The organism is Methanobacteriaceae archaeon, assembly GCA_030656015.1.
Lineage (GTDB): Archaea > Methanobacteriota > Methanobacteria > Methanobacteriales > Methanobacteriaceae > UBA349.
This window is the reverse complement of sequence record JAUSNX010000003.1, coordinates 1-16213: the sequence shown is the minus strand read 5'-3', so window position 1 is coordinate 16213 and position 16213 is coordinate 1. Positions and strand designations below refer to the sequence as shown.

Genomic DNA, 16213 nt, shown 5'->3' with positions numbered 1-16213 from the left:
TGATGTTTGATTCACGTCAGTGGCGTGAATTCCACTAAAGCTTAAAAAAGCTAAACATAATGATAATACGAAAACTAGATTTAATTTTCGCGAAATTTTACCGCCTCCATATCAATGCCACTTTAAAAAGTCCAGATTATTAAAAAAACTTCAATAATAATCATGATGGTCAAATTAAGGTCACAATGATATTATTATATCACCGGTCACATCTTATATAAAGATTGTGATTTAAAATCAAGAAAAAGGCAGTATTTACACCTATTAAATCAAATAAGACTCAATTTGAGCTTTTTTTATTACACTATAAGAGAAAAGACTTCATAATACTTTATTTAAATAAATTCTCTTATGTTAGGGCTTTTTTGAAGAATAGGTTATTCTCGAAGTTTAAATTTAATTTATTAAATTATCTTTATTTGCACTTCAATAAGACACCTTATTTGATAGAAGTGATAAAGCAATATAATGTAATTTTAAAGAATATTATTTGATTTAAAGGCATACTTTTTAAAATAAAGATGTTTAATCTATTTAAATTATTTTTTAATATTATAAAAAATTTTAGTCTTTTAAGCCAAAAAGCATTTTTTGTCTATTAATTTTCCATAACTTATTAATAAACATTTTAATATTTTTAGAATTTAAATATTCTAATGGATTAAAAGTTTTTTAATAATAGTTTGAAAAAATAAAACCATGGAAATACAAATTTCTTTTAATAAAACTACTATAACCTGAACTTAGATCAAATCCTTTTTTTATATTCTGGTTCGTGGAAATTGATAATAAATTTCGTTCCTTTTTCATTAAATAGTTCCATCTCCCCATCTATTTGCTGGACTAACTCGTTAACCAGTTGTAATCCTAATGAGCTTGTATTCTTAAAATCAATATTTTCGGGAAAACCCATTCCATTATCACTAATTTCTAATTTAAATTGATCATTATCAAGTTTTTCAAGAATTATATTAATTTTTTTACTTGATTTGTTTTGGAATGCGTATTTTAAACTATTGGAAACTAATTCATTGATAATCAGTCCCAGAGGCATAACCGTTTCAATACTCATATTATAATTATTTAAATCCATTGTGATATCTAAACTACGGCCATCAAAGCCGTATGCATATGCAATATCAGCAATTAAATTTTGAACATAGTCTGCGAAGTCTATACTAGATAGATCTTTAGATTGGTACATTCTTTCATGAATTAAGGCCATGGAATGGATACGATTTTCACTTTCTTTATACTTTTCAAGAATCTCTGGATCATCAATTTCTTCAGATTGTAGGGATAATAAGACCGAGATTATTTGCAAATTATTTTTAACTCGGTGGTGAATCTCTCTTAATAAAATCTCTTTCTCTTTTAAAGATTCTTTAATCTTGTTTCCAGTTTTTTTATGTTCAGTTATATCAATTAAGGATATTAAAACTTCGTCAGCACCCTTCATGAAACTGAAAGTTGCATAAAAATCACGGATTTCTCCTTCTTTATTGATTAAATGGAATTCATAATTTTTAAAGTCATTAACATTACTTTCAAGATTCAATTGGTAATCTTGGAGCTTAGTATGATCTTTTTTGGCCATTAAATCCTTTAAATTATTATTTTCATTCTTATTTTCTTCATTTAAATTAAAAATCTCTTTAAAATGAGTGTTAGCTAATAGGATATTCATATTTTTATCCAATAAAAGCATAGCAGTACCCGTATTTTCAAAAATAGTTTTATACCCTTCTCTACTTTTCTTAAGTTCTATATTTGATTTTTCCAGTGATTTTAACATTTCATTAACTGAAATTGCAAGATTAGCTAACTCATCATCACCTAAAACTGGTATTCTGCCAGATAGGTCATTACTTTTACCAATGTCTAGAACACTGGATGTGATTTTATCTAGCCTGCGTAGGAGGTTACGATCCAGATAATTATAAATCAGAAAAGCTGCTACAATTCCGGATATTAATAATGATAAGGCCAGTAGCAATTTGGTTCTTTGAGAGCTTTTATATATGCTTCGGGGCATTTCTACTTTTAAAACGAGGGAGGGTCGTCCGGAAGAACTCCGGAGAATACTATATCCTGTTAAAAAATCATTACTGGTAATTTTTAGTATAATTGGGGACTGTTTAAGATTAGAATTAGAATTATTAATATTATTAAATACCTCCAGATCCTTAGAAGAATTAACAGGAGTTATAGATAATTCTGAATTCTCAGGAAGGCTATTTCCTGCATAGGTATCCAGATAACGGCCCATGATCATATAACCTGGGGACGGGCCTTCTCCCCCACTTCTTAAAACTGGCTTGGTTACCAGCATTAGTGGTCTTCCATTGATATATATGAATCCAGAGCTTTCTGTAGTATTTTTTTCTTGTAAATACTGTATATAATCCTTAGTAACGTTATTTACATTAGAATACATGGGTATTTCTTTTTTTGACTGTAAATTAACGGCTTTTGAAAAAACAATATCTCCTGAATTATTGGTAAAAATTATAAAATTAATTTTTAATCTAGAGAAAGTATCATTAATTAGACTACGCTCTTTAAAATTAGTATTATTATCTTTTACAAAATTATAAGCAGCGTCGTACTGGGACCAGTCATTAGCAGTATTATTTATAGAATCTAAATCATTATTAAGTGAATTGATCGTGTTTTTGAGTACCATGGTGGCGTACTGGTTTTCGGTATCCTCAGCAGCATTGATGAAAAAAAGCTCAGAGATTATAAAAAAACTTAAAATCAGGGAAAGTAATATTAAGGCCATTATAGCAAGTGTTTTTCTTCTTAATTTAATTTTATTTCCCCCATACTTCTTAGTTTTTTTACCCTGATTATTAGATTATTCTAAATGCTTTTTATGGATTTTTAGATGATATTACTTAATTATAGTTTCACTTTTTTATGAATTATTATGTTTAATTGATTAATAATAGATACTTTTAAATAATTAAATTTTTCCATTTTTTCAAATCATTTTTTAATAATTCGTTTAGTCTATTAGTTAAAATAGAAAATTTTATATATTCTAATGTTAAAGTTAAGTATAATTTGGAAATGACCCCCAAGCTGAGTCCGAGTCTCTGACTTTTCACCCCTTTACACAATTTTCCAAATTAGGGCTCAGCTTTTATTTTTATCTATTTTATTGTATTTTTTGTTTTTAATTTTTAATTTAATTCTTATTTTACATTTAAAAAAATAAAATAATTCTTCCTTAAAATAATTCTTCCTAATTAAATAACAGTCCAAGTATTGACTTAATTTTTTATATTCATCGAAATATAACTTTAAAATCTTTTTTTATATTTTAATTCTTATTTTCATTGTCGATTTGATTTTAATTATTAAATAATAACTATGGAATAATAAAAAATAAATAACTTTATATATTTAAACTTTTACATTAAACATTAGTCTTAGTTTATGGGTGAAACCATGAGAACCTTGTTTAAAAAAAAAGATATTGAAGAATGCTTGCACTGTAAAACAACAGGCGAAAAACTTAAAAGAACATTAGGACCTTTTCAGTTAATTATTATGGGAATCGGGGCCATAATCGGCGCTGGAATTTTTATAGTGACAGGTATAGGGTCGGCCACCTCTGGACCATCATTAATAATCTCATTTATAATAGCAGCCCTGGCCTGTAGTCTCACGGCCCTTTGTTACGCTGAAATGGCTTCTATGATCACTGTTACCGGAGGTATATATACTTATACGCAGGTTACCATTGGAGAAATCGGGGCCTGGATAATAGGATGGACCAGCATACTTCAGTACATAATAGCAGGAGCTTCCGTGGCTATTGGATGGTCATCATATGTGGTAGGATTTCTAGCATCCATGGGAATGGCTTTACCTGTTTTTTTAACATCTTCTCCCCTCAATGGAGCAGGAATGGTAAATTTGCCTGCCTTTTTAATTATTGTTGTATTAAGTGCCATATTAATAAAAGGAACTCAGGAAAGTGCCAAGATAAATGCTTTTTTTGTCTTTATTAAGCTGGCAGTGATCCTTCTTTTTGTGGTAGTGGGATACCAGTTTATAAATCCTGCTAATTATCATCCCTTTGCTCCTCATGGGATATCTGGAATATTTCAGGGAGCAGCAATTGTATTCTTTGCCTACATAGGATTTGATACTATTGCTTCTGCAGCTGAAGAGACCAAAAATCCACAAAGGGCTCTTCCCATAGGAATTATATGTTCTCTGGCTGTTTGCTCTTTAATTTATATCGTTGTTACGGGAGTGATGAATGGTATGGTAAATTTCAGTATGTTTGCTAATAGTGAGGCCCCTATAATGCTGGCTTTACAATCAGTAGGGGCTAACTGGGCCACAACCATCATAACCATAGGTGCTATTGCTGGTTTGACCACAGTTATTCTGGTTAATTTATTTGTGGTTCCCCGTCTCATATTTGCCATGTCCCGGGATGAATTGCTTCCTAAGAAATTGACTCATGTGCACAGCAAATTTAACTCCCCAGCAATAAGTATAATCCTGGTGGGAGGAATATCTGCCCTGGTCGCTGCATTTTTACCTATGGGAGACATATTTGAACTGGTTAATATTGCAGCTTTATCTGCATTTATTTTTCTAGCTATTTCCGTTATTTATCTAAGAAAAAGTCACCCCCACATCCCTCGAAAATTCAAGTGCCCTCTGGTTCCCATAATCCCGGTGGCCTCTATTATTGCCTGCTTGGCTTTAATAACACAACTTACTTTTTTAACCATTAAAATATTCGCCGTCTGGTTAATATTGGGTCTGGTAGTCTACTTCGCGTACCGGAAATATAAAAACTCCCGAAAAGAGGATGATAAAGAAGTAGAAATGGGAGAAACGGATGATGCTATTGTTTTAGGTGCTCTAATACCTGAGAAAGAAACAGGAAAATGAATAATTGGTGAAAATGTGAAAAGAATTTTTGCCAAAAAACCAATTAATGATTTATCTTCTGATAATGATGATAAAACTTTAAAAAGAAGTATTGGTCCTATTAATCTAATAATAATGGGCCTGGGATGTATTATTGGAGCAGGGATATTTATTGTTACTGGTGTGGCCTCAGCCCACTATTCTGGTCCAGCTCTTGTTTTGTCATTTGTTTTATCAGCCATTGCCTGTATTTTCACAGCTCTTTGTTATGCCGAGTTCGCCTCCATGATCCCCATATCCGGAAGCGTTTATACTTATACCTATGTGGCCCTGGGAGAAATTTGGGCCTGGATGATTGGATGGGTCTTAATGTATGAATACCTGATTTCCGCTTCTGCGGTGGCGGTGGGCTGGTCATCATACATAGTAGGATTATTTAGCTCAGCCGGAATTATTTTACCCCAAATAATCACTGCACCTCCGGGAACCGGACTTATTAATTTACCCGCACTTTTTATAATTGTTTTATTAACAGGGATACTAATTCTAGGAGTAAAGGAAAGTACTCGTTTCAATGCTATTATTGTCTTGGTTAATATTGCCATTATTTTGCTATTTGTCATAGTGGGAATAAATCACATAAACTCTGCTAATTACCATCCCTTCATGCCTTACGGGTTCTCGGGTGTACTTCAGGGAGCGGCAATGGTATTTTTTGCCTACATAGGATTTGATGCTGTTTCTACTGCTGCGGAGGAGACTAAAAATCCGCAAAAAACCATGCCTATTGGAATTATTGGTTCGCTAATCATAAGTTCTATTTTGTATATTGTGGTAGCTGCGGTTTTAAACGGGATGGTACCCTATAATTTATTAGATACTTCATCTCCAGTTACTTTTGCCCTGAAAAGTGTAGGTGTCAACTGGGCAGCTTCAATTGTGTCTTTTGGAGCTCTTTTTGGACTTACCTCTGTACTATTAACCAGTCTATTTGGACAGACCAGGATTTTTTATTCCATGTCTCGGGATGGTCTTTTACCAGAAATATTCTCACATTTGCATGAAAGTTTCAGATCGCCGGTGCTTTGTATTCTTATTGTTGGTATTTTAGCAGCCTTAATCGCTGCTTTTTTCCCTTTAAATGTTATAATTGAACTGGTGAATATTGGTACACTTTCTGCCTTTATTTTTCTGGCCTTATCAATTATTATTCTGAGAAAACAGCACCCAGAAATACCCCGGAAATTTAAATGTCCCCTAGTTCCATTAATACCAATTTTGTCCATTGTTTTCTGTTCATTTTTAATATTTCAGTTATCCCATACCACTCTGGAACGATTTGGTATTAGTTTATTGATTGGTCTGGCTGTTTATTTTGCTTATGGTATGAAAAATAGTAATCTTAGAGCAAACGATGGAGATTGTAAATTGAATGTAAAATTTATGATTAAGTATATTCAAAAATTTATGCAAAAATTAAACTACAGTTATTTTAAAACCATTTTTAATCATATATTCTATTTGAGGGGGTTTAAAAAATTATAGGCCATCCTAAAGGATTGTATGTATTATTTTTAACTGAAATGTGGGAGCGTTTTAGTTACTATGGTATGAGAGCTATTCTTTCATTGTATATGCTCCAGGCCCTTTTCTATAATTTCGCCTTTACTTCCACTATATATGGTTATTACACGGGATTGGTCTATTTAACGCCATTGATTGGTGGATATGTGGCTGATAGGTACTGGGGCAACCGGAAATCTATTATTGCTGGGGGTATTCTCATGGCTCTGGGCCAGTTTTCTCTGGCCTTCAGTAGTTTTCTATACACGCCATTAAATAGTATTTCGCATGGATTTTTTAGCTTTAATCATCAGGAAATATTCTTTTTATTAGGCTTGTTTCTACTTATTATAGGTAACGGATTCTTTAAACCTAATATTTCTACCATGGTGGGTTCTTTATATGCTAAAAACGATGAAAGAAGAGATTCTGCATTTACTATATTTTATATGGGGATTAATATTGGTGCGCTCATAGCACCTCTGGTGGTTGGATTACTGGGAGATACAGGTAATCCGGCTGATTTCATGTATGGCTTTCTGGCCGCAGGTGTGGGAATGATAATTGGACTCACTGTTTTTGTTATAGGTAAGAATAAATATCTCATAACTCCTGATGGTGATTCTGTGGGTGTTACACCTGTACATCAGGTAAATAATCTTCATCCTGAATTGTTAATGGATCAAAAAGGATCTTTAAAAGGTAGTACATCAAATCCTTTGAATAATAATAATAATAATAATAATAATAATAATAATAATAATAATAATAATAATAATAATAATAATAATAATAATAATAATAATAATAATAATAAACCATTAACCTTCATTGAAAAGCAGAGAATTGGAGTAATTTTCATTCTATCCTTTTTTGTCATCTTTTTCTGGACTGCATTTGAACAAGCCGGAGTTTCTTTAACTTTTTTTGCTCAGCAAAATGTTGATCGAATGGTAGGTATAGTTAATTATATGATTCCGGCCAGCTGGTTCCAATCTGTTAATCCGCTGGCCATACTTCTATTTGCCCCATTATTTGCCCTACTATGGCCTATACTTAATTCTAGAAATTTAGAACCATCACTACCTTCAAAAATGGCCATAGGTTTAATCTTTCTTTCGGGAGGATTTTTACTACTTACTTTACCTGCGGGGATGATTGATGCAGGAACAACTTCAGTTAGTCCACTTTGGCTGGTGGCCATTTATGTAATGATGACTTTTGGTGAGTTATGTTTATCACCTATTGGATTATCAGCGGTTACTAAACTTTCACCAGCAAGATTTGTTTCTCTTTTGATGGGAGTATGGTTTTTATCTGCTGCTGCCTCCAATATATTGGCCGGATTTTTGTCATGCCTATATCCCGATCCTTCTAGAACTGTAGTTCCCACCTTATTTGGAATCCCTATTACGGGATTGGAAACTTTTTTCATGATATTCGTGGCAATGTCGGCTATAGCAGCCATTATTTTATTATTAATCAGAAAAAAACTGGTTAAAATGATGCATGGAATTAAATAATTTTTTAAATGGAAATTAAAAATGAGCAATAATATTGGTCAAAAAGAATATTTGAAGTGAATATGGGCATTATTTAAAAAAATATTTAAAAAAATTTAAAATCTGGGATTAATTTGCTGATTTTTTATCTTCTTCATTTATTCTTATTTAATTAATAGAAAGATTTAAATATACAAACTTTTACATTATAATTGAGAATAAAAATATAGATATTATATGAGGTGAATTAAGATGTATGATGGATATCTTCAAGGAATGACATCAGAATCCCTTCTAAAAGCACTGAAAGATCTTCCTTTATTAATATTTGCTATAGGTCTTGGAATTTTGTATTTAACTGTCTGTTTAATGGACTGTATTGTTTGTCGTATTCAGTACTATTCAAAATTAAATTTAAACCGTGTTAAACATAGAGTTTTTCAATCAGCAAACCATTAACTATATTTATCAATAATATAATTATTTTTCAAATTATTTTTATATAGTATTTGCAGCAAAGGTAGATATTCCGATTACTCTGACGGGATATCTACCTAAAATACTAAAAATAAACAATATCAATAACTTAATTTTAGATGATAATTTCCTTTTAAACAATTAATCCAGGATTATTATAATTTATTTCACCCAAAAACAAATAATATCTTATTTTTAATTTATTTTCTTTTTAATAGCCCTATCAAATAAAATTATTTTTATATATTTAAAGAATAATTTATATATTAAAACTTTTAAATCTTTATTTAATAATTTAGTAAAGAAATTAAAGATAAATTATAGTAAAGGGGATATCCATGGGATGTATTACAATTTGTATATCAGATGAATTAGAAATTGCTTTTAGGAGAATAGCCAGATTATCATATGGTGAAAAGCAGGGGAAAATGTCAAGAGCCGCTGAAGAAGCATTGTATCAATGGTGCATGCAGAAGATTGAGGAACTTGATGTGGATGAAAAGGATATTTTCGATTGAGGGGGTGTTGTAATGGATAAAAATCAGAATGATTCTCAAAAAATGGATGCAATTTTTGGTGAAGTCGATAAATATCTAAAAGAAAAGGAAGAATTCATAAAAGAATCTGTAATTGGATCACGTATCCTCAATGAACTGGAAGATTATAATCTAGATGTAGGATTGAAAAAAACTTATCTCTGCATCAATAAAGAACAGGAAAATGTTTTTAATATACTTACTAAAGTCACAGAACACTTTATTCAAGCATATGGTGGAACAACTATCATTTACCCTAAAGGAGATAGTATTTGTTTGGAATTAATCACACCTAAAAGAGGAGTATAGGTGGAATAATGTCAGAAGTAAAAATCTTAATTGTAGAAGATGAACGCATACTGGCATTGGGTCTGAAAAAGAAACTGGAAAAACTGGGTTTTATGGTTACAGCCACGGCTTCTACTGGTGAGGATGCCATAAAAAGCGTTAAATCAGATAAACCTGATTTAATATTAATGGACATAGTCCTCAAAGGAGAAATGGATGGAATTGACGCAGCTAAATTAATAATAAGCATGCATGATATCCCAGTTATTTATTTAACTGCCTATGCTGATGATAAAACAATTAATAGGGCCGCCCAGACTTATCCTTATGGATATTTGATGAAGCCTTATAAAGAAAGAGAACTTAAGGCCAATATTGACATGGCACTTCACAAGTTCCAGCATGAACAAGAAAGCCTAATGGATTTTGAAGATGTTTATGTGGATGTGACCAACTTCATTGATCAAAAGAATGAAAATATTAGTCAGACCATTTTAAATGATTATGGTGTGGCAGGTCCTCTGGATATTGATGTTAGTTTGGAAAAAGTCTATGTTTCTGCTGAGCGAAGCAATAAAGATTCTTATGAAGTTTTTTACAAACTTTTGCATCGTTTAATGCCTAAATTTATAGCCTCCGACTCAAAAATACTAGTATATTCTAAGGGAGATAATCTCTGTTTGGAATTTCCTAAAATATAATTTTTTCTTTTTTTAGATAATTATTCTGATTTTAATGTTTTACGAAATTCTGGGTTTATTTATATTTATATTTTAATTTTAATGTAAAAGTTTAATTATTTAAAGGTTGCTTATAATTAATTAGTAAATTATGGTTAAGATATACTTAGGAAATTTTAAAGGTGAGGAATAACATGGAAGAAAAAAGATTCATAGACCTTTTAAATAAAGAACTAGTAAAATCATTAGGTTGTACTGAACCAATAGCCATCACTTATGCAGTAGCTATTGCTAAAAGGCAATTGGGCACTAGTATTATTAAAAAGGTAGTTATTAAAGCCAGCCGTAATTTACTCAAAAACGCTATGAGTGTATCCCTCCCTGGGACAACTAGCTATGAAATTAATCTTTCATCGGTCTTAATGGCCGGGGCCCTGGGAATTATTAAACCAGATATAGAGAAGAATCTGGAAATATTAAATGATATAAAAAAATTGGACATAGAAAATGCCAAAGAATTAATTAGTGATGGTTTAATTAATGTAGAACTTCACGATTCCAAATCGAAATTCTACCTGGAAGTAACCATTGAATCTATTACCTCTAAAGTTAGAGTTGTGATAGAAAATTCCCATACCAATGTTGTTTTAATAGAAGTTGATGGGGAAATAATTAAAGAAACTCCTTTGATTATTCCTAATCAATCCAAAAATGAAAATATGGATTTTTTAAATATGGATTCGATTTTAGAATTTGTGGATAATGTGGATTTAAAGGAACTGGAAATTATTAAAAATAGTATAGATATCACTAAAAAAATCTGTGAAGAAGGACTAAATAATTCTTATGGCCTTAATGTAGGTAAAAATATTGAATCAAACATGGATAATGGTTTTTTCTCCATGGATATCATTTCCAAAGCCATTTCATTAACTGCTGCTGGTTCTGATGCCCGAATGTCTGGTTGCACTTTACCAGCTATTAGTAATTCTGGCAGTGGTAATCAAGGTATTTCTGCTACCATGCCGGTGGTGGTTGCTGCTGAGCAAAGGGGTATTGATACAGAGAAAAAAATTCGAGCAGTGACTTTAAGTAACCTGGTTACTATTTACATCAAATCACATTTGGGACGATTATCTGCCATGTGTGGTGCTATTATTTCTTCTATGGGGGCTTGTTGTGGGATCACTTTTATTCTAGGTGGTAAAAAAAGAGAAATTGAATCTGCACTCCAGATAATGATGGCTAATGTAACGGGAATGATCTGTGATGGGGCCAAATCGGGATGTGCTTTAAAAGTATCTACTTGTACTTATGCTGCATTTCAGTCTGCACTCTTAGCAGTATCTGGAGTTTCTATAAGTGAAAAAGAAGGCATTATTGAAAAAAACCTTGAAAAAACAATAGAAAATTTTTGTACTTTAGCTAATACTGGAATGAAAGAAGCAGATAGACTTATTCTGGAAATGATGATGGAAAAGAGCTATTCATAGATTAGCTTGCTTTATGAATAACTTAAAAATTTGAATTGAATCATAGATTTTAATCATAGATTTTCTAAAATAATTCATTCAATATTTATTTATTTATGAAATAAATTTTTTTAAAAATGATTTTTACAGAAAAATGAAAATAGATTACTATAATGATCATATTCACTAAATTCACGGGGGAATTAAATGGAAAGCGCAAAAATTCTGGTGGTAGAAGATGAAAGCATTTTGGCTCTAGGATTAAAACATAAACTGGAAGATATGGGCCATACTGTATTAGATATGGTTAATACGGGTGAAAAAGCTATTAAAGCTGCTCAAGAACATATTCCAGATATTATTTTAATGGATATTGTTTTAAAAGGAAATATGGGTGGTATTGAAGCTACAAAAATTATCCGTAAGCAGATGAGTGTTCCTGTAATTTATCTCACCGCCTATGCTGATGAAGAATTAATTCAAAGGGCCAAAGTAACTGAACCCCATGGTTACCTAGTCAAACCTTATATGTCCAATGAATTAAATGCCAATATTCAGATGGCTCTTTATAAACATAGTTTATCTAAAAAAAAAGCTGAAAAAATTAAAAAATCAGTATTGGAAGATTTTAACTCTTGCATTGATAAAATTAAAGATAGTTCCAATACAAATAACGAATCAGATGTGCGAAAACTCCTTTTTGTTGTATTTGCTAAAAGATTAGAAGCAGATTGGAAGCCCGATTTTATGAAAAATAATGATAAAAATGGAATTAATGAATCTTCTTCCGGTGGGGAAATTTTTGAATCTTATTTAATCTGGTTAATGAACCAGCTTAATAATATTGGAATTAAAAATACCTTTAAATCTAATTCTCACCAATTATGTATGAAATTTGAAAATTGTCCCTGGATAGAGGAATCCCAAAAAATCCTATCTTTTGTTTAATTGTAAATCTATTCTAACAAGAAGTTTTGAGTGGACTAATCTGGAAGGAGAAATTATTAACAAATCCACTATGGCCAACGGATCTTCAGAATGTGTGTTTTCATTTAATTTTTAAAATAAATATTTAATTAACACATTTTATCCAAGAAATATTAATAAAGAAATAAATTATTGTGGTGGAATTTTTCTAATTCTTATAAAAAACTTTTATAAACCAATTTATAGTCTATTTTTTTAAGTCTTTTCATAAAAACTACTAATTTTATTTTCATATTATCCATTTTACAGATTAAAAAAAACTAATAATACTCTATTTAAGTAGTTATGTTAGATGAACAGGTTTGTGAGGTAATGGATACAAAATAATTTTCCCATTCATCTACATACTAATTGTTAATGTAAAAGTTTAAGTATTTAAATATTCCTATTAACTTTATGGTGATAAATTGTATGAAGTAGGAAAAACGACAAAACAAGCAAATTTTCGTAAAATATTAGCTAATTTTTCTTTATTTCAAGATATATTTAATATAATTAAAAATAATTTAAAAATAAAATATAATAGGCCTGGATTTAAATCCTCACCTATTCAAATTAATTTATTTGCTCATTAATATTAGTAATTACTATTTACTAATTTAATAAATCTAATTCTTTACTTCTTCAATTTCGTCATTAAACACTTGTGCTTGACCATTACGCAATATATGAAGATTATTTCCCATTCGGTAACCTTCTTCCTCAGCCAATTCGGCGTAAGCAGTTAACATTTCCAGATCTCCGTGAGATGGAATTATATGTGCTGGGTTAAGCATTCTAATGAAATTACGGTGATCTTCACGACCAGCGTGGCCTGAAACGTGAGCATTGGTGAATATACGAGCACCCTTTGATTTTAAACGTCGCTCTAAAAGGTTACGATTGGCCTTATTTAAGGGATTAGGTATAACTGGAGCAGAGAATATTATATTATCTCCATGTTGTACATTGAAACTTGTTTTTTCATTAGCTATTCTAGGAAGTAGTGCATCTGGCTCTCCCTGATGGCCAGTGGCTAAAAGCACATAATCTTCTCTGTTCTCATCTGCTAAAGTCAGGGCCCTATTAATTGATTTAGGACTTCCATATATGCTACTATTTTTAGGAAGTTTTAATATCCCCATGGTTTCGGCAAGACTACAGTATCTTTCCATAGAACGGCCGAGTAGCAACATTTTACGGTCGCTTTTGGCTACTATTTCGCTTATAGCCTGTATTCTTTCTATGTGAGATGCAAAGGTAGTGACTATTATTCCCTCTTCTTCTTTTAATGGTTGTTCCATTATATCTTCAAGAACTACTCTAGCTACCCTTTCTGAATGGGTTATTACCTGATCATATTCTGCAGCACGGGTGGAATCCACAATAAATGCTAGAACTCCTTTTTCACCCAATTCCCGGAATCTCTGATAATCTGGTGGCGGGGAAAGTTTCTGGTGATTATCAAACTTGAAATCATTAGAGTAAACTACTATTCCCTCTGATGTGTGTAAAACTGGTGTAACTGCCTGAGGTATACTGTGTGTGGTGTGCACAAATTCTAAGGTTACATCTGGTGATATTTGACATTTTTCACCGGAGTTTAATACTTGGAGAGGATTATTGAACTTAAATTTCCTTTCTCCTTTAATGATACGCTCTATTAATGCCATGGTATATGGGGTTGCAATAATAGGGGCCTCATATCTCTGTGCCAGCTTGGCCACTGCACCTATGTGATCCAGGTGTCCGTGGGTGAAAACTATGGCCTTGACCTTTCCATTAACATCTTTCATAAGGGTGTCATCAGGTATGACGCCCCTTTCTATAAGGTCTAAACTATGCATTTTTTCTATATTGGTATCTTCGTGAATATGGAGTCGATCGAGGTGGATTCCCATGTCGAATATTATAACATCTTCGCCTACCTTAACGGCGGTCATGTTTTTACCCACTTCCTCGTATCCTCCCATTGCTATTATTTCAATGCTCATATATTAATCTCCTAATTGATTCCTATTTTTAAATTATTCAACAAATCTGGTGCTGAATTCAGCAACAAATAATTCAATTTTTTTTAAAGAGTGAATTTATTTAATTCTTTATTAAATTGGCCCATTTCACTGTTGGGACTTATTTTATAGTGTTATCCTGAATTTATTGATGATCAATGTTTATATCTGGTAAATTTTCAATTATATCTATTTGTTCAAATCTCAATTAATTATTATTTATTTGTCTTTATTATTTTTATTTTAAATGGTTTCTTAGATGCATTAGTTATTAAATTGACATTTCTAAATCTTATATTTGATAAAAATAGCCTAATTTCTTTTCTAATTGCTAATATTATATATTTGCCCCGGGAATTTCCATAAAAATATTAGATTTACTATTACACAGATAATAAATCCTTAATTCTTATAAAAATTAAGAAACCACTTTAAATAAAAAATCAAAAGTACAAAAATAATGATTTATAAATTTAAAATATATTCTTATTGTTAATTTATATTCAATTAACATGCTTTATATAGTTTATGGGATTTTTTTATAGATAATTAATTAAAATAGTGTTTTTAATGATTTTATAAATTAGAATGACTATTATTGAGAAAATATAAACTAAAATAAAAAAACAAGCTGAAAATGATGATAATTTTTAATATAAAATAAAATTTGTTTAAAACGTGCTAAACCAGTGTAATATTAGATATAAAAATAGAATTTGTACTTAAAAAAATAAAAGAAATGTTAGGGATATTTCCCTAACATCTAAAATGGCAGTGAAGCATATCTGGCTTTAAATTTAACCAGACTCCAACTTCTAACTACGCCCAGACTGTTTCTGGAACTGGTAGCATCTGCTTTTAACCATTTTCCATTGACATAGACTTCTGAGAAGACATGACCATAAGTGCTTCCACTGCTAAATCTAGCACTTGCATGTACATATCTAGATTGTATGCCTACGGCCCTCATTAAAGCATTAATGAGGTGAGCATGATCTACACAGTTTCCTTTTCTGTACTGGAGAGTTTTAACTGCTCCGTATTTGCTGTTGTAGTAAAAACTGTAAGCCAGGTGATCCCTAACCCAGTTGAATATTTTGGTTGCTTTGGAACTGTAGGAAGTAGCACCGCTAGTTATTGTTTTGGCCACTGATTTTATAGTTGAAGCAGTGACTTGACAATTTTTACTTGAAATCAAATATGGATTTTTGCTAAATGTTGTCGTTGCTGCTGCTGTTGCTACTGGTTTAGTTGTAGTTAATTTAGTGACTGTTTTGTATCTGATCTGGTAGGTCCACTTGTAAGTATAGGTGTAGTAAGTTTTTTTCACTTTTTTGTAGACATACTTGTATTTCCAAGTATATTTGTTTTTGGTATACCATTTCCCGTGGTATTTATACTTGACCTTGTAGTATCTCTTGTATTTTACCTTTACTTTCTGGTTTACATACTTGGTATGAGCAACTTTCACTTTAGCCTTATACCAGTATTTGTAAGGTACCTTAACTGTAACATTGTAATACGTTGTGTTATTAGCTACACCGCTACTGGTACTTGTTTTCACTGTTGAATCATTGGTGCTGCTGTTAATTGTCGAAGCACTGGTGCTAACTGTTTGATTTGTTGCTGGGACTGTATTGTTAGTTATATTCTGTAATGTTCCATCACTAGTTTTATTTGCGTTTTCCAGTGATGTTTGATTCACGTCAGTGGCGTGAATTCCACTAAAGCTTAAAAAAGCTAAACATAATGATAATACGAAAACTAGATTTAATTTTCGCGAAATTTTACCGCCTCCATATCAATGCCACTTTA

General features: G+C 31.3%; 13 protein-coding genes. 10 read left to right on the top strand and 3 right to left on the bottom strand.

All coding sequences use genetic code 11. From position 1 onward, the window contains the following. Nucleotides 1-748: 748 nt before the first annotated feature. Nucleotides 749-2785, bottom strand: coding sequence for a CHASE4 domain-containing protein (locus tag Q7I96_03190; GenBank protein ID MDO9626618.1), 2037 nt, complete (start codon nucleotides 2783-2785; stop codon nucleotides 749-751). Between the two features lie 671 nt (nucleotides 2786-3456). On the opposite strand from Q7I96_03190, the gene Q7I96_03185 reads away from it, so the two are divergent. From Q7I96_03185 to Q7I96_03140, 10 genes are all read left to right on the top strand, one after another. Beyond that, nucleotides 3457-4923, top strand: a complete 1467-nt coding sequence (locus Q7I96_03185; GenBank protein ID MDO9626617.1) for an amino acid permease — start codon at nucleotides 3457-3459, stop codon at nucleotides 4921-4923. 15 nt (nucleotides 4924-4938) lie between these two features. After that, complete coding sequence (locus tag Q7I96_03180; GenBank protein ID MDO9626616.1) at nucleotides 4939-6447, top strand: amino acid permease; 1509 nt, start codon at nucleotides 4939-4941, stop codon at nucleotides 6445-6447. 14 nt (nucleotides 6448-6461) lie between these two features. After that, on the top strand, nucleotides 6462-7988 hold the full coding sequence (locus tag Q7I96_03175; GenBank protein ID MDO9626615.1) for a peptide MFS transporter: 1527 nt from the start codon (nucleotides 6462-6464) through the stop codon (nucleotides 7986-7988). Between the two features lie 231 nt (nucleotides 7989-8219). Continuing rightward, complete coding sequence (locus tag Q7I96_03170; GenBank protein ID MDO9626614.1) at nucleotides 8220-8426, top strand: hypothetical protein; 207 nt, start codon at nucleotides 8220-8222, stop codon at nucleotides 8424-8426. A gap of 356 nt (nucleotides 8427-8782) precedes the next feature. Next, a complete protein-coding gene (locus Q7I96_03165; protein MDO9626613.1) occupies nucleotides 8783-8962 on the top strand; it encodes a hypothetical protein in 180 nt (59 codons plus the stop codon). Between the two features lie 12 nt (nucleotides 8963-8974). Continuing rightward, nucleotides 8975-9289, top strand: a complete 315-nt coding sequence (locus Q7I96_03160; protein ID MDO9626612.1) for a hypothetical protein — start codon at nucleotides 8975-8977, stop codon at nucleotides 9287-9289. Between the two features lie 8 nt (nucleotides 9290-9297). Continuing rightward, nucleotides 9298-9969: a response regulator gene (locus Q7I96_03155; GenBank protein MDO9626611.1), complete on the top strand. Its 672-nt coding sequence runs from the start codon at nucleotides 9298-9300 to the stop codon at nucleotides 9967-9969. A gap of 173 nt (nucleotides 9970-10142) precedes the next feature. Next, nucleotides 10143-11441 (top strand): L-serine ammonia-lyase, iron-sulfur-dependent, subunit alpha, encoded by a 1299-nt coding sequence (locus Q7I96_03150; protein ID MDO9626610.1) that lies wholly within the window; start codon nucleotides 10143-10145, stop codon nucleotides 11439-11441. 186 nt (nucleotides 11442-11627) lie between these two features. Then, a complete protein-coding gene (locus tag Q7I96_03145) occupies nucleotides 11628-12368 on the top strand; it encodes a response regulator (protein ID MDO9626609.1) in 741 nt (246 codons plus the stop codon). A gap of 446 nt (nucleotides 12369-12814) precedes the next feature. Continuing rightward, complete coding sequence (locus Q7I96_03140; protein ID MDO9626608.1) at nucleotides 12815-12982, top strand: hypothetical protein; 168 nt, start codon at nucleotides 12815-12817, stop codon at nucleotides 12980-12982. A gap of 33 nt (nucleotides 12983-13015) precedes the next feature. Here Q7I96_03140 and Q7I96_03135 read toward each other — a convergent pair whose 3' ends face one another. Together Q7I96_03135 and Q7I96_03130 are read right to left on the bottom strand one after the other, a co-directional pair. Next, a complete protein-coding gene (locus tag Q7I96_03135; protein MDO9626607.1) occupies nucleotides 13016-14380 on the bottom strand; it encodes an RNase J family beta-CASP ribonuclease in 1365 nt (454 codons plus the stop codon). 781 nt (nucleotides 14381-15161) lie between these two features. After that, a complete protein-coding gene (locus Q7I96_03130; protein ID MDO9626606.1) occupies nucleotides 15162-16103 on the bottom strand; it encodes a transglutaminase-like domain-containing protein in 942 nt (313 codons plus the stop codon). Between the last annotated feature and the right edge of the window lie 110 nt (nucleotides 16104-16213).